The sequence below is a fragment of the Urbifossiella limnaea genome, from assembly GCF_007747215.1.
Classification (GTDB): Bacteria; Planctomycetota; Planctomycetia; order Gemmatales; family Gemmataceae; genus Urbifossiella; species Urbifossiella limnaea.
In genome coordinates, this window is record NZ_CP036273.1 from 3867468 (window position 1) to 3890149 (window position 22682).

Below are 22682 nucleotides of genomic sequence, written 5' to 3' on the forward strand. Positions count from 1 at the left end.
CTCAGGAGTTGGTCGTACACGTTCAGATCCACCGGCCCGACGACGACGACCGGGATCGTCGGGGTGGTCGAGGACTCCCGCAGCCGACCCAGCACCGCGTCCGCCGTCGGCGTCCCGTCGGCGGCGAGGACGACGCGGATCGCGGCTTCCACGGACACCTCACTGTCGCGGGCCGCGTGGAAGAGCAGCCGCAGGTATTCCTTGTCCGCCCGCGGCGGCACCCGACGTCGCAGCACGTCGTAGGCGATCCGGAACGTGGTGGTCGGGAACAGGTCGTCACGATACCGGTACGCCGCGAACGCCCCCGGCTTGCGAACCAGCCAGTCGATCACGTGCCGGTAGTTGATCCGGTGCCGGCCGCGACCACGCAATCGCGGCATCTGCTCCACCCGCGTCTGGGCGTACCACACCTCCACGTGCTCGGCGTGCAGGCGCACCTCGACCCGCTCGCCGATCAGCCGGCTCGACACCGAGTACGTGTTCTCGTGCACGCGAACCGTACTCCCCGCCGACACCTTCACCGGCACGCGACCCGCGGACTCGAACCGCCTCCCCGGCAGCGCACGCAGGTGCTTCACCTCCTCGGCCAGCTTCACACGTCGGTTCGCGTTCAGTTGCCGGAACAACTCGCGGAGGAACGACTCGTAGCTCGCCCGGCTCGTGAAATCCCGGCTGGCGCGGAGCATCAACTGCTGGTCGAGTGCGCGCTTGAACCGGTGGTGCCGCTGCTCGATGTCGCCGTTCTCGTTGCCGTGCCCGGCCTGGATCGCCTGCCCTTCGAGGCCGTAGTGCGCGAGCAACGCCTGATACCGCCGGGTGAACTCCGCCCCGGTCGTGCCCGGCGGGATGGCGGCGGTGAGCCGGTCGGTGCGGTGAACCGCGGGCACGCCGCCGAGTTCCGCCAGCGCGTTCTGCAACCCCTCGGCGAGCGTCTCGAACGACTCGGCGAAGCACACCGTGCCGGTCTCCCAGTTCGAGTCGGTCAGGACGAAGTGGTAGATCAGGTGGTCGAACGGCTGGCCGGCGATGGTCACCCCCAGTTTGGTCAGGTGCGTGAAGTCGGACGCGCACAACCGACCGGGGGTGTGGACCTGGGCGAAGAACACTTCCTTCGCCGGACCGTGGGTCGCCCGCCACGTCTTGACCCGCCGCTGGAAGGTGCGGAGTTGGCCGTCGGGGAACCGCCCGGGGTGCTCGCGTTGGAGGTGCTGGAAGAGGGTCAACGCCTCCAGCCCTGGGTTGAGGGCGAGTCGCTCGACGACACCGGTCCAGACGGCGTCGAACGGGTCCGGGTGGGTGCGTCGGGGATGCGGCATCCGTGCCTCGCTGGGGAGCCGGGCGAGCCGGCGGTACTTGCGTGCGGTCTTGGGATCCATCCCGGACCGGAGGGCGGCGACGGCGCGGGGCGTGCCCCGCGCGTCCAGTCGCCGCAACGTGCGAACCTGTTGATCCGTGACACGCATGCCGAACCCTCGAACCCCTGGGGTCGGTCAGCGTAGCCACACCGGCGATCGGAGGGTCACACGGCGGGAAATGGAACTGTCGTTGAAGGGGAAAACCGGCTGTCGCCAATCAGGCGGGGGAGCCGCGGTCGCCATTTCATCCTTCGCCGCCTTCTTCGTACCCGCCGCAGTCGCGCTCGCGTCCGCCTTCGCCTTCGTCGCCATGTGCCTCTCCCGTGGGTGCCCCGAGCCGGTCGGCCGGGGTGTGACACATTGGCTCGGCCGCCCGCCGACATCCAGCGCAGAAGCAGATTTTCCCATCAATTTCCAGCGAAGCGGAACAATCCGCGGACACTCTGGCCGGGCCGGGAGTAGTACCCGGGCGGGGAAAGCCGCCGGGTTGGTGAGACACTTTTCGCCGGCGCGGGCAACAGACAGGGGTATGGGGCAGCGCACACACGCGAGGGGTGGCCGATGGACGTGGAGATGTGGCCGGTCGGGCGGCTCAAGCCGTACCCGCAGAACCCCCGGCACAACGACGCCGGGGTCGATGCCGTCGCGGCGTCGCTGAAGGCGTTCGGGTGGCAGCAACCAGTTGTCGCGGACGAGCAGGACGTGATCGTGGTCGGGCACACTCGGTACAAGGCGGCTCTCAAGCTCGGCCTGACTGAGGTGCCGGTGCATGTGGCCCGCGGGCTCACCCCCGAGCAGGCACGCGCGTACCGCATCGCCGACAACCAGACCGCCACGCTCTCCGCCTGGGACGACGGGCTGCTCGCCCAGGAGCTGGCCGCGCTCCAGGCCGTCGACTTCGACCTCGGCCTGACGGGGTTCGCCGAGGACGACCTGCTGGCGCTGCTCGCCGACCCGCCAGCGGCAGCTGTCGCCGACCCGGACGCCGTGCCCGAGCCGCCGGCGGTGCCGGTGACCCGCCCCGGCGACCTGTGGGCCGTCGGCCGCCACCGCCTGCTCTGCGGCGACGCAACCAAGGCTGCCGACGTGGCCCGGGTGCTGGGCGGGGACCCGGCGGACGTGCTGCTGACGGACCCGCCGTACAACGTCGCGTACGAGGGCGGCACCGCCGACCGCCTCACCATCGCCAACGACGACCTGTCCCCCGACGACTTCCAGCAGTTCCTCTTCTCGGCGCTTACGGCAGCACGAACGCACCTGCGGCCGGGGGGCGGGTTCTACGTGTGGCACGCCGACACGTTCGGGCTGTCCGTCCGCCGGGCCGCGGCCGAGGCCGGGCTCCGGGTGCGGCAGTGCCTGGTGTGGGTGAAGCCGGCGCTGGTGCTCGGGCGGCAGGACTACCAGTGGCGCCACGAGCCGTGCCTCTACGGCTGGGCCGACGGCGCCCCCCACACGTGGCTCGGCGGCCGCGCCCAGACCACCGTGCTGGAGTTCGACAAGCCGGCCCGGAACGCCGAGCACCCGACCATGAAGCCGGTGGCCCTGTTCCAGGCGTTGCTCGCCAACAGCTGCCCGGTCGGCGGGGTGGTCCTCGACCCGTTCGGCGGGAGCGGCACCACGCTGGTGGCCGCCGAACAGGCGGGCCGTAGCGCGCGGCTGCTGGAGGTCGATCCGCGGTACTGTGACGTCATCCTGTCTCGTGCCGGGGCCACGTTCGGCGATGCCGTGCCGGTGCGACTGCTCGACGGCGATACGGAGGTCGCCCACGCGGACGTGGTGGCGGCGCGGCGGGCCGAAGCAGCGGCGGCGTAGCCGGTACGATCGAGGGGCAGCCGATGCGGCTCAGCAAGCGGGTGGGGGCGGTCGCGGCGGCGGTGGCCGCCACCACCGGCTGTCCCGGCCCCGGGGTGGTGAACCGACTCGCCGCCGACGAGGACGCCGACCCGCCGCCGTGCCCCATGTGTGGCGGGTGCCACGTGCTGGTGATTGACGAGGTCGTGGTGGAGGCGGGCGAACCGCCGGCGGACCCGCCCGGACCCTGAAGATCGGCGGAAAAAGTCTGCAAGTTCGCCCTGTTCGCGGGAGGGACGCATGGTCGCCCGGAAGAAGAACGACGACGCCCTGGTCCTCGCGCTCGCCTGCGGGGCCACGGTGGAGGCGGCCGCCCGGCAGTGCGACCTGTCCGAGCGGACGGTCTACACCCGGCTCAAGGACGCCGACTTCCAGCTGCGGGTCAAGCAGGTCCGCTCCGACATGGTCCGGCGGTCGGCCGGGCTCCTGTCGGCCGCGTCCGGCGAGGCGGTGCGGACGCTCCTGGCGCTGATGAAGGAGTCGGCCCCGCCGGCCGTGCGGCTGGGGGCGGCGAAGGCGGTGCTGGAGGTCGGGCTGAAGATCCGGGAGCTGGCCGACCTGGAGGCCGAGCTGCGGGACCTGGAGGAGAAGGTCAAGGCCCTCGGCCCGCCGGACGGCGGCGGGAGGCGGTGGTGAACGTCCGCGGGCGGGTGGCGCGGCTGCGGGCCGGGCTGGTCGGGCGGGACGGGGACGACTTGGCCCACATCGTGGTGAGGGTGCCGGCCGGGGGCGACCCGGACGGCCGGCCGCCGGGGGTGTACCGGTCGGGCGGAGTGATCGACGTGGTGTACGATGGCGACGAGCCCGACCCGGTCCCACGGGAGCGGGTACTCCGGAAGGCGCCGCCGGCGGCGCTGGAGATCGTGCTCGGGCCGGACGTCGTCCCGCCCCCCGCCGCTGTCGAAACGGCTGACCTCGGGAGGCGGTCGTGAGTGCGCGTCGGGGCCGACTCGATCGGCTGCGGTCGGCGGTGAAGTCGGTCGCCGCCGCCGCCGCGGTGGCGCCGACGGAGGTGTGGCTGCCGGTCAAGGACTGCGGGACCGAGGTGCCGGGCCGCTACCCGATGCCCGGCGGGCGGGCGGTCCTCGTCCTGTACGCCCCCGACGACCCGGAGCCCGCGTGAGCACCCGCGCCCTCTCCCGCCGTATCGGTGACCTCGCCCGCCGCCAGGCCGAGGCGGGCGAACGCCACGCCGCCGTCGCCGCCGCGGTGGACGCGGGGCACGCCGAGCGGGTGGCGTTCCTCATGATGGTTCCCGAGGACCTGCGGATGGCGGTCGGGATCACCCTGCGCGACCCGGACGGGGACGACGCCCTCCACTCGTGGGTGGCCCGGCCGTTCGCAAGGTGGGCCGTCGCGCCAGCCGGGTTCCAGTTCCCGCGGGCGCTGGTCGAGTGGCTGCTGGGCCGGCCACACGCCTGGTTCCTGGGCCACCACTGCGAGCGGTGCGGGCTCGGGGTGCCGCTCCTGACCACCGACTCCCGCGACCCGAGCCCGCCGCCGTCGATCGTCGTCTTCCCGACGTGCCCGGCCTGCGGCGGGGTCACCTCCCACGCCGCCAACTGGTGGACGGAGCCGCCGCCATGACGTTGCACGGCCGGGTGGCGAGGCTGACCCGGCGGCTGCCGGGGCGGCGGCCGAAGGGGGTGCCGACCGACCCGGCGGCGCTGCTGGCCGGGCTGGCGGCCGGGACGGTGTCGATGGCCGACTTCGACCGGGCGGATGCCGACCAGCTGAACGCGGTGGCGTACGCGGCGGCGCTGCTGATCGCTCACTCGGGTGCGGGAGGGGCGCGATGACCCGCGGGCGGCTGGCCCGGCTCGGCCGGGCGGTGTTCCTGCGGGCAGCGACAGGTGTCGACGCCCCGGTGCGGCTGCGGTCCCCGGCCGACGTGCTCGCGCTGCTCGAGGCCGAGGCCGGGCGCGTCCGCGCCGACCCGACCGCCGACCCGGTCGCCCGGGCGCGGGCCGTCGGCGCCATCGCCCGCGTCGCGCTCGACGCGATTGAGGCCGACCAGGTCGCCGCTCGGGTGGTGGCGCTCGAAGCCGTCCTGTCCCGGAGGAGCCCGTCGTGACCGCCGACCGCCTCGCCCGCCGCTACGCCGTGCTCCGGCCCGACGAGCGCCTCGCGCTCATGCTGGCCGCGAGCGGGCGCGGCGACGACGCGGAGCACGAGCGCCTCGTCGCGACCGCCCCGCGAGTGCCCGTCGTCGTGCCGGATACGTTCCCGCGGTACATGGCGTTCCGGGAGGTCCTCGACCGCCACCGGGCCGAGCGATTCGAGCTGACCGCCCGGTTCTTCCAGACGAAACGCCTCGAGGAGGACTACGACGAGGGGCCGGGCGGGCGGATGGGCAACGTCGCCAGGGCATTCGGCTACCTGCTCCTGGCCGCCCGGGACGGGTGGACCACGTTCAGCGAGCGGGCCATGCTGCCGTGTGGCGGGCTGGAGGTGGCACTGGTCGGCGGGGACGTGCTGCGGATAGCCGAGGACGAGGCCGAGAGGGACGAGGTCACCGCGGACGAGGTGGCGGGGATAATCGCCGCGCGGGGTGGGCCGGTGGGCCAGGTGAGGACGGCGTCGTCGGTGGCCGAGGAATTGGGGGAGGTGTTCGCCGCCCGGCTGGGGTGGTGGGAGGGTGAGGGGCGATGAAGGTGCGCGGGCGGGTGGAGAAGTTACGGATACTGGTCGGCCGCTTTCCGCCGCCAGGCCGACTCATCATCGCCGTCCCGGTCGGCGGCGGGATCGCCGGCCGCCGGATGTCATCCCCCGGCAGCAATCCCCGCCCACCGCTTGCCCCGCCGACGCGGGTGCGGAGAATTACCACCTGCCGTGACGCGCCCGACACGCGGCCCCGCCCGCCGGTGACCTCTCCCGGTGCCCCATGCCCATTCCCGTCGAGTGCCCGACCTGTCTCACCCGCCTCCGCGCGCCAGACGCCGCCGCCGGGGTCGAGTTGCGATGCCCGACGTGCGGAGGGGCGGTCGCCGTACCCGCCGGTCCCGAGCCCGACATCGAGGTCGTCGAGCCGGACCCGCAGGAATCGGGCCGCTCCGACCGGCGGCGGTCGCGCACGCGGGCGGGTCGCTCAACCGCCGGGCGGAGAGTGCTCCCGCTGGTGCTCGTCGGCCTCGGCGCCGTGGTCGTCGTGGCGGGGGCCGCCGGCGGCCTCGTGCTGGCCTTCCGGAACCCGAACGCCGGCCCGGGAGTCGCCGGCGCGAGACTCCCGCCGGCCGCGCCCCCCGCGGTCCGGCCGCCCGCTCTCCCCCCGGCTCCCGAGCAGGAAGACCCGTTCGCCCCGGCCGAGCCCGATGACGCGGCGACCCTCCGCTGGCTCGACGAGCGCGCGGCCGAACAGCCCGAGCCGATCCCCCAGGATGCGGCCCGCGCCGCGTCCCGGCGCGCCGCCCGCCGCGCCTGGTACCGCGACAGCCTGGTTGGGGGGTTCGACCGGTCGAAGGGGGCTCAGGCGCCGTGGGCCGGAAAGGCCCGCGAGGCTCTCCAGTTCCGGGCCGACGAGTTCGCCGCCCGCGAGCCCTCGGGGCTCGACTACCGGGTCAAGCTCTCGAGCGACGACGCGCTCGCCGCCGCGATCGCCGCCGGGTGCGACGACCCCCTCGTCCTGTACCTCCGCCACCGGCTGGACCACGCCGCCTACCGGTTCCCGTTACTCGGGCAGGCGGCCGCCACGCTCGTCCCGATCGTCGAGGCTCTCTGGGCGAGCGAGTACGGGGGCGTGCGGAAGGCCCACGCCATCCAGAACCTCCTGACCCTCCAGCTGCCGGGCGACCGGGACCCGCCGCCGCCCGAGTCGCGGGTCTGGGACGCCCGGTACTGGGAGGCGCTCGGCCGCGCCTGCCGCGACCCCGACCCGTACACCCAGGCCGACGTGGTCGAGCTGGCCCGGGTGCGGGAGGAGTACGTGATGGCCGGCGGCGGGACGCGGGAGAAGGCCCACGCGGAGACCGCCGCCCGCCTCGCCGAGGCCGGCGCGCCGGCGTACACCCGGCTGGTCGTGACCGGGTCGTTCCTGATCCGGCACGCCTGGGACGCCCGCGGCCGCGGGCTCGCGGACACTGTCACGCCCGAGGGCCACCGCCTGCTGCGGCGGCGGATGGCGGAGGCCGAGGCCGCGCTGGCCGAGGCCCACGACCTCGACCCGGACCGGCCCGAGGCGGCGACCCAGATGCTGTGGGTGTGCGTCGGGCTGGGCCACCCGCGCGAGGAGATGGAGCGCTGGTTCGGGCGGGCGATGCGGGCCGAGCCGGACAACACCCCGGCGTGTACCGTCAAGATCGAGTACCTCCACCCGAAGTGGTACGGCACCGACGACGACTACCTCGGGTTCGCCTGGCAGTGCGTCCGCACCCGGAACGTCCACGGCCGGCTGCCGGTCGTCCCGGTCGCCCACGTCATGGCGCACCACACCCTCCCCCGGCCGATCGTCTTCCCCACCCAGCTGGCGGACCTCCGGGCGGCGTACGGCCGGCCGAACGTCTGGGTGCTCACCCGCACCGCCCTCACGGTCCTCACCCGGGCCGACCCGGAGCTGAGCAAGTTCCGCGGCCTGTTCGCCCGGCTCGCCTGCGTCGCCGGGCGGTACGACGTCGCCCGGCGTGAACTCGCCGGCGTGGCCGACGCCGCGGCCGGCGGCTTCCTCACCCCGCGGGAACTCGAGTACTACCGGTCCTGGGCTGCCGCCGGCATCCTCCCCGACGCTGCGGATGGGTGGTAGGCCGATGCCCACGGCGTCCCGGCGGGGTTCTACGGCGAACACCTGCTCCCGTCCGGGGGGCTGGACGAGCACCTGGCCGGCGGGGAGGTGCTGGCCGCAGCCAAGGCTGACGCGGAGGCGGACGAGACCCCGGGGGCGGACGGGGAGGCGTTCATCCACCGGGCGGGGTCGGAGCCGCCCGGGCCGTCGCGGGCGGCGGCGTCGGTCGCCGAGGAGTTGGCGGGGGTGTTCGCCGCCCGGCTGGCGTGGTGGGAAGGGGAGGGGCGATGAGGGTGCGGGTGCGGCTGGAGAAGCTGCGCCAGGTGCTCCGCAGGCTCCCGCAGTCGAGTCAGCTCGACCTGGTGGTCGCCGTCCCGGTGGGGGAGCGGGATGGCCGACGACCTGCCGCCGGGGGTCTACTTCGAGGACGATGGGCGAGTGGCGACGGTGGTGTTCGACGGGACCGGGCCGGACCCGGCGGCGCTGGCGGGGCTGGAGGCGCGGCTCACGACATCCTCTGTCGTGATCACTACTCCACCGTAACGGGCGATAGATTCACGGCCACACTGTCGTTGAGCTCCGCGCCAAGACACGCCACCCTTCGAGCTGTCTGTATCGACCGGAGTCGGCTGGACCGGAGGTAGCGTACCGGACACCGCTTCCTGGTGCGCAGCGACCGCGACATTATAACCGCTCATCCTCCTCGTTCTCCCGTCGCAGCCAGTCGGTGTGCTGCTCGGCGGACCGGATCTCATATTCGGCCCACTCCCGCACCCGCCGGAGCGGGTGCGATGTGAACGGTGCCATAACCGCCCTGGTCCGGTCGGCCATATCGTCCGTGGCTATAAACGCCCCGCTGTGCCGGCCCATCAAGTACAACTCGAACGCCTCCTGGTCACCCTCCCGGTCCGTGAACAGCCAGTGCGTCACCGCCGGGATCACGACCTCTCCCGCCGGACCGACGGACGGACTGTCCAGGTGCCGGGCGACCCACCGGAGGGCTTCAGGGCCGTGGGCCTCGACCCACCGGCGGACTTCGGCCACCCCGATCGCCTCGAACAGGCCGTGGAACACGTCCACCCCGAAGATGCCCCGGCGGGCGGGGTCCAGGATCGCCGCCCCGATTACGTTCATCACCCCCCGCGGCGCGACCCGCCCGGCCGCGGCCAACACCTCGACGTTCCCGTCGTCGAGCCGCCAATCGTGCCCGGACCCGGTAATCAGACCGACGACGACCTCGGCGACCATCTGGGGGTCGAACGGGGCCAGGAGCCGCAGCACCCGGTGCCAGTCGTGAATCCGGTCGTGGCTCGCCTCGGCGGTCGGGGCGAGCGCTGCCAAGCGGGCGGCTGCCGGGACGATGGTCGGGTCGAGCCCTGGGGCGTCGTGGTACCAGAACGCAACGAGTTCCAGCCCGACGCCGACCGCGGCCCGGTCGCCGGTCTCCCGCAACCCCATCAGGGCATCCAGGACTCTCACCCGGTCCGGCTCGACCAACCGCTCCCGCCACCCGCCGTAGGCGAGCTGCCGGAGGAGGCGGGATGCCGGCGGCGTGACCCGACCGATGACGGCCAGGATCCGGTCGACGCCGCGGGCGCCGCGGTCGGCAGTCACGGTCGCTATCACCGCCAGCTCGGGATGCCCGGCCGCGACCGCGTCGAGCTCGGCGGCCCAGTCGCCGGGCAGGTCGCCGGTCCGGGCCATGACCCCGTGCAGGTAGCCGAGAACGAACGGGCGGGCGGCGTCCGTCCCGAGCCAACCCCGGACCGTCTCCGCGCAACGGCCGGCGGTATCCCGCCGGCCGACCGTGAACCCGAACGCCCCGGCCCCCTTGGCGGCTTCGGCGGCGAGCCAGTCCCCCAACCCGGCGAGCGACCCCGGGGTCGTCAACAGCTCCTCGGCCAGCGCCTCGTACAGTGCGTCCGACTGGTGCTCCATCCACAGGTCGTGGTAGCCGTGGGCGGTCAGGTCCTGGATCCGGGTCGCCAGGTCGTCCACCGCGAGGTCGGCCCGCCACTGCTCCAGCAGCGGGAGGTGGGCCGGCGGCCGGGCGCCACCGTCGATCCGCCGGTGGAAGCCGATCGTCCGGTCGAGTTCCACCACGAGCTCGCGCCGGAGGTCGGCGGGAAGGGAAGAGGTCGTGAACAGCCCGCGAGCCGCGTCGAGCGCCCCGACGTACCCGAACCGCCGGATGCGGCTCACCAGGCGGCGGCGGGCGAGATCCCTGACCGGCTCCGGTAGCGTGGCCACGGCTCCGAGAACCTGACGGGCCGCGTCCCGCCGGTACTCCCGGAGTTGCTCGTGTGACGCCGGCATCCACGGCTGCGGTGTCACCCGCCCGCCGACCATCCCCGGGGGCATGCCGAGCCCTAGGTGCGGCGGGTCGATCACGGCGAAGGCGGCCTCCAGGACCAGTTCTAGGTCGTCAGCCGACGCCGCCCGGAGGCGGGTGAGGAGGGTGCGGAACCGCCGGTCGAACGGGAGTTCGGTCGGGGTGAGGACGGGCCAGAACAGTGACCGCCAGACGGCGGTGCCGTTGTTCCCGATCCGCGGCTCGGTCTCGTACCGGGCGAGCCGGTACAGGATCGCCTCGCACGCCGCGAAGTGGTCGGCGAACCCGGCCAGGTTCTGGCACAGCCAGACGAGCTGCCGCCGCCCCCGCCAGCCGCCCGAGCCGTCCGGGGCGCCGTCGACCCCGAGCAGTTGCTCGGCGGACGCGGCCTCGGCCGCCCGACGGAGCCAGGCCAGGCCCTGGGTCGGGTCGAACTCGGCCCAGGTCTGGAACACCCGCGAGTCCGACCGGCCGACGAGTGCCGTGACACCGGCCCCGGACAGCCAGTTCAGAAAGACGCGGCCGACGTGGTCGGCCACCTCCTCCCGCAAGCCGCCCGGGAGCTCCTGGCACCGCTCCAGGAACCGCCGGAGGAGCCGCTCCGGGAGGCGGCCCATGAACTCCTCCAGCCGGTCCCGGAGGCGGCGCCGGAAGAGGTCGTGGAACAGGCCGACGGCGAGCGCGTGTGGCACCCCCTCGAAGAACCGCGTCGTCCGGACCCCCAGCCCGCAGCCCTCCGCCACGTTCAGGGCGTCGAGGAGGTGCGACTCGGGGATCCCGAAGTAGCCCGCCAGGGCGCGGAGCTCGTCGCCGTACTCGTCCCTCACGCCGACATCGACCGAGACGGTCAGCACCTCGTACCGGGAGCGGAAGGCGACCGGGTCCGGGATGTGTGACGAGAACAAGGTCGTCACCCGCCGCCAGACGCCGTCGAAGTCGAGCAGCGGAACGGTCTGGAAGTCCGGCCTCCGGCGGGTCGCCTCGACCAGCAGCAAGGCGAGTCGGAGGTCATGAGCCGACCGGGCTGCGATGCTTTGCAGGACCGCTTCGGGGAGCGACTGCCCCGGCCCGCGGATGACCGCCAGCACCTCGCCCTCGGTCTGCGGTTCCGGCACCACGATCAGGTCCGGGTGAGCATGGACCCGCTGGCGGGCGGCGGGGCCGAGCGTCACGATCCGCACCTGTGCCGGGCGGTCCGCGAACAGCGCCCGCACCTGCTCGAACTCGGAGAACGAGGTTTCGTCCACCACCAGGGTCACGGCGTCCGCCGCCTCGATCGCCCGCCGTAGGGCCAGCGTGAGGTCCGTGTACCGCGGGAGGTAGAACACCCCGTTCAGCCGCTCGTTCCGGCGACACGCCTCGAACGCGACCCGCGTCTTCCCGATCCCGGAGAGCCCGGCAACGTGCAGGACGTTGGGCGCGTCCCGCCCGAGAAGGTGCCGCGCGACGCGGTCCACGAGCCCGGCCCGGTCCCCGAAATCGGCCCACGCGTTGGCCAGGTTGGACTCCCGCTCCCACTCGCGGAGGTATCGCACCCCCAGCCCATCGTGCAGCCAGCGGGGGCAGGTGGACGGGGACCACGTTCGGGAATCGCTCCGCCGCGACAGCCAGTTGGTCTTGCCAGCGAAAGGCGAACTGGCCGGGGTCGACCCCGAGTTCCGCCGCGATGTTCAAGGCCTCCTCAACCATCCCGTCCCGGTCGTCGGGGTCGATCGGCTGGACGGCACACCAGACGTACACGTCACCGCGTCCCAGGGCGGCACGGACGTTCGGATGGTCGGGCCGACCACCCCCTTTGGGTTGCTCCAGGATCTCGTGCCGAAGCGTCGCGCGCTTGACCCCGTCTCCGCCGGATTTCACGGACCAGATGGACGGCCGATCCGGGATGAAGTGTCCCGGACCTCGTGGGTCACCCTCCCGGACGACGATGTCGCGTCCCCCGTCCGGGGCGTTGGGCCGCGGATCCCACCCGACCGCGTCTGCGGCGATCCCACACTCCCGCGCGGCCTCGTGAATGAGTGAGAAGACGAAGCTCTCGAACGGCCCTCCCTGCCCGCCGAAGCTCCGCTCGAGGTCTTTGGCTTCGACGCGCATGGATGGTCCGTAACGCTTCGGACAGGGGTTTCTGGGCGCACAATACCCTGATCTTGGTAGCTCCACCAGGCTCGAGTTCAGCGCAACCGCGAGCTTCCGTAAAGTGCTGGCGACCGTCGCCGGGGGTCTCGTAGCCGTCTTCGCATACATCGGGGGCGGAGCCGGCACGGCGGGTGGCCGAGGAGGTGCGGGCGTGCGGCGGGGCGGAGGCGTTTGGGACGTACCTGGATCTGGTCGCCGGGATCCGAGTTCCGAGCGCAGGGGCATAGCTGCCGCCCTCGGGCCACCGCCTGGTCATCCGCAGCAGCACCTCGAGGTCGTGCCGGGCCGTGCCCCGGGTCGGCCGCCGGCACGGCACGGGTTGCCGGCTCCGGCTCGGTTGGCCCCGCCCCGCCCCGCCCTCACCAGCACCTGCATCAGCGCCGCTTGTGGGGCCACCGCCCCCGGAACACTGCGACCGGCAGTTTCGCCCCCCGACACCGTGTCATTGCCGTCACGGCGGCTCGAGTGCGGTTCCCCGGCACCATCGCTTCCGCGGTGCCCTCGTACGTCGCCCTGGTGGCGACCACGGCTGCCCGGACGCAGGTCTCACCTCGTCGGGACCGGGGCCGGCCGGGCCAGCCGCCACAGCCGGTGGACGGCGACCCCGACGACCGCCGACCCCGCGGCCCGGAGGCACACCGCGGGGAGCACCGCGGCCGGGAGGGCCGGTCCGGCGGTGACCCGGAGGTCGAACAGTTGCATCACGTCGGCGAAGTCCGCCCCCCGAAGGGCCTGGTCCACCGCCCACCACGCCATCCCTGCCGCCCCGATCTCGTTCGCCGCCAGCCCGGTGATCGACACCAGCGCGACCAGCAAAGCGACCGACGCCGGGGCGAGGACGACCGCCCCGGCCCGGGCCAGCGGCCGGCCGGCGTCGGCCCCGAGTTCCCCTAACGCGTCCCCCGGGTCCGCCGGCCCCACCCTGGAGCGGTCGCGTAGCCGGGTGGCGAGCCGGAGCAGTCCGAGGCACCCGACCGCCGCTGCAGCCGCCAGCGGCACCGCCCGCCAGTCGAACACCCGGATCCCCGAGTTCTGGACTTGGCCGATGGCCATGCCCAGCGGGACGGCCGCACACGCCGCGAGCCCGAGCCGCGCGAAGACGGAGAGGAGGACGACCGCCATCGTCCGGGGCATGTCCCCGACGAGAGTTCGGCGGGCGCGCCCGGCGGCCCGGCCGATCGCGTCGACCACGAACGCCCCGGCGATGAGGTGGAACCCGACCAGCAGTCCGGCGGCCGTAGGGCTGGTGTGGCGAACGGCCTGGACCGCCCCCCAGTCCCGGACGAGGTCGAGGGCGTCGGCGGCGCGGAGGAGGTGGGCCACGGCGAACGCCGCCCAGGCACCCGGGCCGGCGTCGGGCGGGGCGTCGAAGTGGCCGGGGCCGAGGAGTGCATGGGCGGCGGGGAAGGCGGTCGCATACACCCCCAGCGCGACGGCCACGTGGGCCGCCCGTGCGGCCGGCGCGGTCCCGCAGGCGGTTGCGGCGACCAGGTTTGCCCCGGCGAGGGCGAGGGTGACGGCGAAGCCGGCCCAGAAGAGCGGGGGAGCCGGAAAGCCGACGACTGCCGACGTCGCGGTCACACCCGCCCACCCGGCGGACGCGACCACGAGGGTGAGGCGGATTGGCGGCATGGTCGGCCTGTTCGCGCTCCGGAATCGGTCTCGCCCTGCTCTTCACCATTCGCTCCGGAGGGAGAGGTATTGGTACACTCGGGCGGGCAGGCCTCGTCCTCACCCGGCGTCAACGTTATCCCCGTCGTTGGAAGCGCTTGCCCCGGGGCACGACAACGCCCGCAACAGCACCCCGAGGTCGTGCCGGGCCGTGCCCCGGGTCGGCCGCCAGCACCCGGTTTGTCGGTTCGTCGAGTTGAAGGACGACGACATCGACACGGCCGACGTGTCGCCCTCGCGGGGGGACGAGATTCTGACCACCACTGCTCGCGCGGGCGACTCGGGTTGGAACCCCCAACGGGTAGGGAAGGTGAGGAGGGGGGCGTCATAGGTCCCGATCACGCCGACACGGTAGGTCTTGGCGCTCCGGAAATGGAATTGCGTCGCACCCGTTGGAGGTGTGAGAATGTCGGGTGAATTGAGTCGCCCCACCGCCGCCCGTCCCACGAGGTATGCCGCACCTTTCGCCGAGTTCGACGCCCACGAGCTAAGGTGCGGAGCCATGTCCGAAACCATCACGCCGAGCCTGCTCGAACGGGTGCGCCACCAGGACGCGGCCGCGTGGCACCGCCTCGTGCTGCTGTTCACGCCCGTCGTCTACCAGTGGGTCCGCCGCGGCGGGGTGCCCGAGGCGGACGCCCCCGACGTGGTGCAGGACACGTTCGTCGGCGTGCTCCACAGCGTCGTTGAGTTCCGCCGCGACCACGACGGGGCCACGTTCCGCGGCTGGCTCCGCCGCATCACCCAGTACAAGGTCCGCGACTTCTTCCGCCGGCAGGCCGACCGGCCGACCGCCGAAGGCGGCTCCGCCGCCAACGTCCGCCTCCACCTCCATCCCGAATTGCCGCCCGACGATGAGGCCGACGAGACGGACAGCCAGAGCCTCGTCCGCCGCGGGCTGGAACTCATCCGGGACGAGTTCGAGCCGCGGACCTGGCAGGCGTTCCAGGCCGTCGGCGTGGACGAGCGGCCGGCCGCGGAGGTCGCCGCCGAGCTGGGCATGTCCGTTGGGGCCGTGTACGTCGCCAAGAGCCGCGTCCTCAAGCGGCTCCGCGAGGAGCTCGACGGCCTCGTCTGAGCCGGGCCGTGTAAGGTCGCCGCGATAAGCACGGCGGGGAGACCGCGTTCGGACCCGTGAGGCGCGCCGCCGATGGTTCGCAACGACTGCCCTGCCCCGCACGTCCTGAGCGCGTTCAACGCAGGCACGCTCGACGACGCCCAGATCGAGACGGTCGGCGCACACCTCGACGCCTGCCCCGCGTGCCGCGACCGACTCGCAGACCCCGGCCCCGCCGACGCCGTCTGCCGGCTCGTCCGCCGGGCCGATCAGGCCGGGGCCGAGACCCCGGAAGCCGGCCTGCTCCGCGCCGAAGAACTCGTCGGGCGGCTCGACGCCGACTCGACCACCCGGACGCCCGGCTGGGCCGACGGCAGCGCGCGGCCGCCGCACGCCGACCTGTCGGCCGAGGCCCGCGAGGTGCTGGCCCCGCCGGAAGCCCCGGGCGAGATCGGCCGGCTCGGGCCGTTCCGGGTGCTGGAGGTGATCGGGTGCGGCGGCATGGGCGTGGTCTTCCGGGCCGCCGACCCGCGGCTCGGCCGCACCGTCGCGGTGAAGGTGCTGCGGCCGCACGCCGCCCGGCAGGCCGGGTTGAGCGACCGGTTCCTCGCCGAGGCGCGGGCCGTGGCGGCGGTGCAGCACGACCACGTCATCCCCATCTACGAGATCGGCGCGGCGGCCGGGCGGCCGTACTTCGTCATGGCGTTCGCCCCGGGGGGCACCCTCGCCGGGGAGCTGGCCGCCGGGCCGCTGGAGCCGCGCCGGGCCGCCCGGCTGATGCGCGAGGCCGCGTCGGCCGTGGCGTTCTCCCACGCCCGCGGCATCGTCCACCGCGACCTGAAGCCCGGCAACGTGCTCCTCGACGCCGCCGGCCGGGCCGTCGTCACCGACTTCGGCCTCGCCAAGCGCGCCGACCTGGGCGACGCCGACCTCACCGTCGCCGGGCAGGTGATGGGCACGCCGAACTACATGCCGCCGGAGCAGGCCCAGGGTCGCGGGGCCGAGGTCGGGCCGCCGGCCGACGTGTATGCGCTCGGGGCGACGCTCTACGCCCTGCTCACCGGCCGCCCGCCGTTCCAGGCCGCGACGCCGCTGGAGACGTTGCGCCAGGTGGTCGAGCTCGACCCGGTTTCGCCGCGGGCCGTCAACCCGGCCGTGCCGCGCGACCTGGACACGGTGTGTCTGACGTGCCTGCGGAAGGAACCGGCGAACCGCTACCCGACGGCGGCGGCCGTGGCCGACGAGTTGGGCCGATACCTGGACGGCCAGCCGATCCTGGCCCGGCCGGCGGGCCGTGTCGAGCGCGCCCGCAAGTGGGCGCGGCGGAATCCGGCCGTAGCCGCGTCGCTGGCCGGTGTCGGCGGCGTCTTCCTGGCGGCGTTCGCGCTCGTGACGTGGAGCTACCTGCGGGCGGAAAAGGCGCGCGTGGACGAGGCCGGGCAGCGGCAGACGGCCGAGGCGAACGAGCGGGCCGAGCGGTGGGGCCGCTACCGGGCGAACATCGCCGCCGCGTCCGCGGCGCTGCGGCTCCAGAACAGCGGGGCCGCCCGCCGCGCCCTCGACGACGCCCCGCCGGAGCACCGCAACTGGGAGTGGCACCACTTCCACAGCCAGCTCGACGGGGCCGCCCTCGTGGTGCCGGTGCCGGGCGGGCAGGTGTTCGCGCTCGCCATCAGCCCGTCGGGCCGGCAGGTCGCCGTCGGCTGCAGCAGCCACCCCGACGTGTACCTGTACGACGTGGCGACCGGCCGGCCCGACGCGGTCCTCCGCGGGCACACGGCCTGGGCCACGGGCGTGGCGTACCGGCCGGACGGCGGGCAACTCGCCACCGTTGCCCCCGACCAGACCGTCCGCCTCTGGGACCCGGCGACGGGGCGAGAAACCGCCCGGTTCCCGATCCCCGGACCGCCGGGCGACGCGGGCCATCCCGTGACCGTGAGCTACAACGCGGACGGCACCCGACTCGTTTCCAACACCACCTCCCGAACGGACCGGCTGGGCGTGGCGGGCCGGCTGTGGGACGCCACGACCGGCCGGGAACTGGCCGCCGGGTCGGGGCGGCACGTGGGCTTCCTGCCGGTCTCCTTCCGCCCCGACGGCCGCCGGGTCGTGATGGCGGACGGGGACTACGTCCACGTCCACGACGCCGCCACCGGCCGCCGGCTGACCACCCTGGGGCCGCACCCGCTGACGGTGGGGGCGCTGCACTACAGCTCGGACGGCCGCCGGATCGCCTCCTGGCAGACCTCCAACACGCCCAGCCCGTACGACACCGCGGCCGTCGGGGAGTACAACGCCGTCCGCCTGTGGGACGCCGAGACGGGCCGGGAAACCGCCGTGCTGCGCGGCCACACGACCGGTGTGATGACGCTCACATTCAGCCCGGACGGGGCGCGGCTGGTGACCGCCGGCGGTTACCCGGACAACACGGCCCGCCTGTGGGAAGCGGCGACCGGCCGGCCGCTCGCCGTCCTCGCCGGGCACAAGAACACCCTTGAGGCGGTGGCCTTCAGCCCCGACGGCACCCGGCTCGTCACGAACTCGCTCGATCAGACCGCCCGGCTCTGGGACGGCCGGACCGGGCGGCTGGTGGCCGTGCTCGGCGGGCACACCGGCCAGGTGTGGCACGCCGTCTTCAGCCCGACCGGAACCCGGCTCGTCACCGCGGCGGAGGACGCGACGCTCCGCCTGTGGGACGCCGACACGGGGGAGCTGCTCGCCGTCCTCCGCGGGCACGGCGGCGAGTTCACCCGGGGTAGCGGGCCCGTCTTCACGCCCGACGGCGCCCGCCTCCTGACCGGCTCGGCGGACGGCACGGTCCGCGTCTGGGACACGGCCCTGGCGGAGCGGAACGGCATCCTCCGCGGCCACGAGAGCTACGTCTACGACGCCGCCTTCGGCCCCGACGGCGAGCGGGTGGCGTCGGCCGCGTGGGACGGCACCGTCCGCCTGTGGGACGCCACGACCGGCCGACAGACCGGCCTGCTCCGGCACGAGGCAAAGATCTTCCACTCGGTGTCGTTCGGCGGCGACGGCCGCCGGCTGGCCGCCGTCGAGCGCGATCGGGGCGTGGCCGTCTGGAACACCGCGGCCGACGCGCCGCCGTGGATCGTACCGATGGGGTTCGACGAAGGCAGCCGGGCCGCCCTGAGCCCGGACGGCACCCTCCTGGCGGCGGCGTCCACGGCGGGGACTGTGCGGCTCTGGGACGCGGCCGCGCGGCGGGAGGTGGCCCCGCTCGTGGGCCACGACGGGTCCGTCGCGGACGTGGCGTTCCGCCCCGACGGCCGGCAGCTCGCCAGCACCGGGCACGACGGAACCGTCTGCCTCTGGGACGTGGCCGCGAGCGCCCGGGTCGCCGTGCTGCGCGGGCACACGCGGACCGTGTGGCGGGTGGCCTTCAGCGCCGACGGCACCATGCTGGCGTCGGGGTCGGCCGACAACACCGTCCGCCTGTGGGACGCCCGGACGCACGAGCTGCTCGCGGTGATGCCGGTGGGGAGCGCCGTGTACGGGGTGGCGTTCGGCCCGGACGGCAGGCGGCTGGCGGCCGGCTGCCGCGACAACACGATCCGCCTGTTCGACGTGGCCCGCCGTCAACAGGTGGCCGAGCTGCACGGCCACACCGACTACGTCCATTCCGTCGGCTGGAGTCCGGACGGCACGCGGCTGGTGTCCGGGTCCGGCGACCTCACCGTGCGCGTGTGGGACTCGCTCGCGGCCCAGGACCGCGCCCGCCGCACGGCGGGGCCGGCGCGATAACCCAACTCCTTCCTCTCCGAAAAGATCGTGTAAGGTCGCCGCGATAAGCACGGTGACGGCGGACGATTCCGTCGGCGATCACCCTGCAGAGAGCGGTCCGATGGTCACGAAAACCTGGCTGCGGCTTTGGAAGCGGGCGTGTCGGCTGGGCGGGCCGCGGCCGCCGGTCCGGCGGGCCGCTCCACTCGGCCGCCTGGAGGCGTTCGAAGACCGCGTCGTCCCCGCCAACTACGTCCAGAACTTCGGCGACCTCGCCGCCCCGGCCCTGCCGACGGGGTGGACGAACGTCAACAACGCCGGCGCGAATCCGTGGGCGGGCAACGGGAGCGCGGCCACGGTCGCCGCTCCGGCCGTCGTAACCGACACGTTCCTTCAGAGCCCGGTGTTCAACATCTCGGCGGCGGCCGGCGTGCAGTTCGACAACAACTATCTCACCGAGAACTCGTTCGACGGAGGCGTGCTGGAAGTGAGTGTGAACGGCGGGGCGTTCGTCGACATCCTCGCCGCCGGGGGCAGTTTTATCATCGGCGGTTATTCCGGAACCCTCGGAGGATCCAACCCGATCGCCGGTCGCCAGGCGTGGACCGGAAATTCCGGCGGGACGCTCACCACCGCCGCCAATCTGCCGGCCGTGGCCGTCGGCGGGACCGTCCAACTCCGCTGGCGCATGGCGACCGACGGGAGTGTTCCGCTGAACGGGTGGACGATCGACGGTGTGATCGTCGCCAACGCCAGCACGCAACTCGTTTACGCGGCCCCGCCCGCGTCCACCGTTTCGTCGTACACGCTGCGGGTGAGTGGCAGCCAGTACCAGATCGTGGACACGGCTAACCCGGCCACGGTGCTGGCCAGTCAGTCCGCCGATGCGACCAGTTCGATCTCCTTCAGCGGCCGGGCTGGGGCGACCGACACGTTCGTGCTGGACACGTCCGGGGGCGACATCACCGCACCCGTGGCGTTCCTCGGTCTGGGCGGCACGGGCGGCGGCGATTCGTTGCAGAAGATCGGGGCGGGAAGGGCCGTGCTCGGCGGCACAAGTTCCTACGCGGGCACGACCACCGTCACCGCCGGTACCCTCCAGGTCGGCGCCGGGGGATCGACCGGCAACCTCGGCGCGGGGGCCGTCGTAAACAACGGTACCTTGTCGTTCGGCCGGTCCAACGATGTCGTCATCGGCAACGCCATCAGCGGGTCCGGCACGCTGGTCCAGATTCCCAGCTTGGGCGGGCGAACGTTGTTCCTGACCGGGACGAACACCTACACCGGGCCCACCGTGGTTCAGGCCGGTAACCTCGTGGTCGGCACGATCGGGGGAACGACTGGCACACTGGGGACCGGGCCGGTAACAGTCCTCCCGGGTACCAGGCTGAACTTCGGCCGGTCGGACGCTACGACCGTGGCGAACCCGATCGACGGCGGTGGCTCGGTCTCGGTCTTGGGCGGCGACGTGACCTTCACCGGGGCGAACACGTACACCGGGATCACGTCCGTCGACAACAACAGCGTTCTGCGGGTCGGGGCTGGGGGCACGACCGGCACCCTGGGGACCGGGCCGGTCACCACGAACGGGTTCGGCAGCAGCACGCTGGTGTTCAACCGCTCCGACAACATCACCGTGCCCAATAATTTGAACAACACCCTCGCGGTGACACAGGCGGGTACGGGGACCATCACGTTCCCGCCGACCGCGAACCTCGCCTACGGGGGTGTGACCGCCGTGACCGACGGGACGCTGTTGCTGAACGGCACGCTCCCCCTCGGGCTGGCCGGGTCGGGGGTCACGCTCACCGGCACCGGCGCCCTTGGCGGCAGCGGGTCCACCCCGCGGGCCGTCGCGGTCGCGGCGGGCGGCGCCGTCCTCCCCGGCGACCCGACCACGATCGCCACCCTGTCCACCGGCAGCGTCGCGTTCAACGGCGGCGGCACCACGTTCGGCGTGAAGCTCGGCGGCCCGGGGGCGGTGGACGTGCTGGCCGTGACCGGCACCGTCGCCCTCGGCGGGGCTACGCTGTTCGTCCTCCCCGTCGGTGCGCCCCTCCCGATCGGCAGCTCGGTCGTGATCCTCCAGAACGACGGGGCGGACGCCGTTGGCGGCACGTTCGCCGGCGTCGCCGAGGGCGGCGTCGCCCTCGACGCGGGCGGCGCGGCCTACCGGGTGAGCTACGTCGGCGGCGACGGCAACGACGTGACCCTGACCGCGATTCCCACGCCCGGGGCGCTCGTCGGGCCGCTGCTCGTGACCGGGCCGGGCACCGGCAGCGGGCAGGTCTTCGGCCCGACCGGCGGCGGCCAGTTCGGGGCCGGCTCCGGCGTCACGCTCGTCCCGGGCTTCGCCGGCGAGCTACACGGTGCCCTCGGCGACGTGACCGGTGACGGTGTGCCCGACGGCGTCGTCGGCACCGGCCCCGGCGGCGGCCGCGTGGTGGTGGTGGACGGGGCGAACGGCCCGGCCCCGAACGTGGGCAACGTGCTGGCCGACTTCGTCCCGTTCCCCGGCTACGCCGGCGGCCTGTTCGTGGCCGTCGGCGACCTGACCGGCGACGGCATCGCCGACGTGGTGGTGACGCCGGACGCGGCCGACGCGTTCAGCGGCCCGGTGCCGAACCAGCTGCCGGTGCGGGTGTACAACGGCGCCTCGCTCCGCGGCGGCACGAGCACCCCGTCGCTGGTGGCGGCGTTCGACGGGCTCGCGTCGCTGAGCGGGGCGAGCGGGCAGAACAACCCGCTGGTGAAACTCGGCGGCCGGCCGGCGGTCGCCGACGTGAACGGCGACGGGCTCAACGACCTGCTCGTCGCCGCCGGCACCGGCGGCGGCCCGCGCGTCACCGTGTGGAACGGCACCGGGTTCGCCGGCGCCGCCGGCGGCCAGCCGACGACGAACCCGATCGCCAACCTGTTCGTGTTCGAGAGCACGCAGCGCGGCGGGGCATTCGTGACGGCCGGCGACGTGACCGGCGACGGCCAGGCCGAGATCGCGGTCGGCGGCGGGCCGGGCGGCGGGCCGCGGCTCCGGGTCGTGAACTCGGCCGTGCTGCTGGGCCTGCCAAACCTGGAGGGCGTGAACCTCGACGACCCGGTGAATTTGGGGAACGGGCTGGTGCTGAACAACTTCTTCGCCGGCAGTTCGAACAACCGCGGCGGCGTGCGCGTGGCAGCAAAGGATGTGGACGGTGACGGCCTGGCCGACATCGTGACGGGGAGCGGGTCGGGCGAGGCGTCGGCGGTGCGTGTGTATCGGGCGACGCAGTTGGCGACGGCGTTCGGGTCGAGTTCTGAGCCGGGCGGGGTCCAGACGTTCGATCCGTTCGCGGCGGTCATCCCCGGCGGCGTCTGGGTCGGCTGACCGTAGCGCCCGATGCTCCTCCCGACCAGGTTCAGATCGCCGGAATCCGAACCCGGTCTGGAGGGCCGTCAGGTTCCGGGACCGCGGCCGGAGAAGCCCGTCGCGGTCACATGCGCTTGTCGGTGGTCGATCAAGTTTCACCACTCGCAGAAGTAGATGGCCGAAATTCGCAACCTGCTCGCCCGACATCCCCATCAACGCCAACGAACTTCCATTCTCTCGCCTCCGCACGACAACGAGAGAATTCACAACTTCCTACCCCGCAATCACCCCCGCCGAAATCTCGCGCCGATCTCGCGCGCGAACCCCCTCGAAACCCCGGTTGTAACCTGTTTGCCCAGGGGAGCTTGCCGAACAGGTGCGAACTCGCGCCATCCAATCAGTTAACACCGACACCCCGGGGAGAGAAGCCCCGGGGTGTTCGCGTATCAGGGGCTTATTCCGCAAGGGTTTGGGCGTTG

The 22682-nt window shown here is 73.5% G+C and carries 17 protein-coding genes and 1 pseudogene; 15 read left to right on the forward strand and 3 right to left on the reverse strand.

The window, feature by feature from the left end; genetic code table 11:
- Positions 1–2: 2 nt before the first annotated feature.
- A pseudogene (gene istA / locus ETAA1_RS33845) lies at positions 3–1463 on the reverse strand (IS21 family transposase); the annotation flags it as partial.
- Between the two features lie 453 nt (positions 1464–1916).
- On the opposite strand from istA, the gene ETAA1_RS15895 reads away from it, so the two are divergent.
- From ETAA1_RS15895 to ETAA1_RS31980, 12 genes are all read left to right on the forward strand, one after another.
- Positions 1917–3167, forward strand: coding sequence for a DNA modification methylase (locus tag ETAA1_RS15895; protein ID WP_145240100.1), 1251 nt, complete (start codon positions 1917–1919; stop codon positions 3165–3167).
- Between the two features lie 23 nt (positions 3168–3190).
- Positions 3191–3397: a hypothetical protein gene (locus ETAA1_RS15900; protein WP_145240102.1), complete on the forward strand. Its 207-nt coding sequence runs from the start codon at positions 3191–3193 to the stop codon at positions 3395–3397.
- A 49-nt stretch (positions 3398–3446) separates the two neighbouring features.
- The gene (locus ETAA1_RS15905) at positions 3447–3842 is read left to right on the forward strand and encodes a hypothetical protein (RefSeq protein ID WP_145240104.1); all 396 of its coding nucleotides are present in this window, start codon (positions 3447–3449) and stop codon (positions 3840–3842) included.
- Positions 3839–4138, forward strand: a complete 300-nt coding sequence (locus ETAA1_RS15910; protein ID WP_145240106.1) for a hypothetical protein — start codon at positions 3839–3841, stop codon at positions 4136–4138. Before ETAA1_RS15905 ends, ETAA1_RS15910 begins: the two co-directional genes overlap by 4 nt.
- Positions 4135–4329, forward strand: coding sequence for a hypothetical protein (locus ETAA1_RS15915; protein ID WP_145240107.1), 195 nt, complete (start codon positions 4135–4137; stop codon positions 4327–4329). Before ETAA1_RS15910 ends, ETAA1_RS15915 begins: the two co-directional genes overlap by 4 nt.
- Complete coding sequence (locus tag ETAA1_RS15920; protein WP_145240109.1) at positions 4326–4793, forward strand: hypothetical protein; 468 nt, start codon at positions 4326–4328, stop codon at positions 4791–4793. The genes ETAA1_RS15915 and ETAA1_RS15920 overlap by 4 nt, the downstream gene beginning before the upstream one ends.
- Positions 4790–5005 (forward strand): hypothetical protein, encoded by a 216-nt coding sequence (locus tag ETAA1_RS15925; protein ID WP_145240111.1) that lies wholly within the window; start codon positions 4790–4792, stop codon positions 5003–5005. The genes ETAA1_RS15920 and ETAA1_RS15925 overlap by 4 nt, the downstream gene beginning before the upstream one ends.
- Positions 5002–5280 (forward strand): hypothetical protein, encoded by a 279-nt coding sequence (locus tag ETAA1_RS15930; protein WP_145240113.1) that lies wholly within the window; start codon positions 5002–5004, stop codon positions 5278–5280. Before ETAA1_RS15925 ends, ETAA1_RS15930 begins: the two co-directional genes overlap by 4 nt.
- Positions 5277–5858: a hypothetical protein gene (locus tag ETAA1_RS15935; RefSeq protein WP_145240115.1), complete on the forward strand. Its 582-nt coding sequence runs from the start codon at positions 5277–5279 to the stop codon at positions 5856–5858. Before ETAA1_RS15930 ends, ETAA1_RS15935 begins: the two co-directional genes overlap by 4 nt.
- 232 nt (positions 5859–6090) lie before the next feature.
- The gene (locus ETAA1_RS15940; RefSeq protein ID WP_145240116.1) at positions 6091–7941 is read left to right on the forward strand and encodes a hypothetical protein; all 1851 of its coding nucleotides are present in this window, start codon (positions 6091–6093) and stop codon (positions 7939–7941) included.
- Positions 7942–8028: 87 nt separating this feature from the next.
- A complete protein-coding gene (locus tag ETAA1_RS15945) occupies positions 8029–8211 on the forward strand; it encodes a hypothetical protein (protein WP_145240117.1) in 183 nt (60 codons plus the stop codon).
- 99 nt (positions 8212–8310) lie between these two features.
- Entirely contained in the window at positions 8311–8463 is a 153-nt protein-coding gene (locus ETAA1_RS31980) for a hypothetical protein (protein WP_202920931.1), read from the forward strand.
- A 141-nt stretch (positions 8464–8604) separates the two neighbouring features.
- On the opposite strand, the gene ETAA1_RS15950 is transcribed toward ETAA1_RS31980, so the two are convergent.
- Both ETAA1_RS15950 and ETAA1_RS15955 read right to left on the reverse strand, forming a co-directional pair.
- The gene (locus tag ETAA1_RS15950; RefSeq protein ID WP_145240119.1) at positions 8605–11787 is read right to left on the reverse strand and encodes an ATP-binding protein; all 3183 of its coding nucleotides are present in this window, start codon (positions 11785–11787) and stop codon (positions 8605–8607) included.
- 1147 nt (positions 11788–12934) lie between these two features.
- A complete protein-coding gene (locus tag ETAA1_RS15955; RefSeq protein ID WP_145240121.1) occupies positions 12935–14020 on the reverse strand; it encodes a hypothetical protein in 1086 nt (361 codons plus the stop codon).
- A 541-nt stretch (positions 14021–14561) separates the two neighbouring features.
- Here ETAA1_RS15955 and ETAA1_RS15960 point away from each other — a divergent pair.
- From ETAA1_RS15960 to ETAA1_RS15970, 3 genes are all read left to right on the forward strand, one after another.
- On the forward strand, positions 14562–15137 hold the full coding sequence (locus ETAA1_RS15960) for an RNA polymerase sigma factor (RefSeq protein WP_202920932.1): 576 nt from the start codon (positions 14562–14564) through the stop codon (positions 15135–15137).
- A gap of 72 nt (positions 15138–15209) precedes the next feature.
- Positions 15210–18878 carry a WD40 repeat domain-containing serine/threonine protein kinase gene (locus ETAA1_RS15965; RefSeq protein WP_145240125.1) on the forward strand — a complete coding sequence of 1223 codons (3669 nt, stop codon included), beginning with the start codon at positions 15210–15212 and terminating at the stop codon, positions 18876–18878.
- Between the two features lie 100 nt (positions 18879–18978).
- The gene (locus ETAA1_RS15970; RefSeq protein WP_145240127.1) at positions 18979–22221 is read left to right on the forward strand and encodes a beta strand repeat-containing protein; all 3243 of its coding nucleotides are present in this window, start codon (positions 18979–18981) and stop codon (positions 22219–22221) included.
- Positions 22222–22682: the final 461 nt, after the last annotated feature.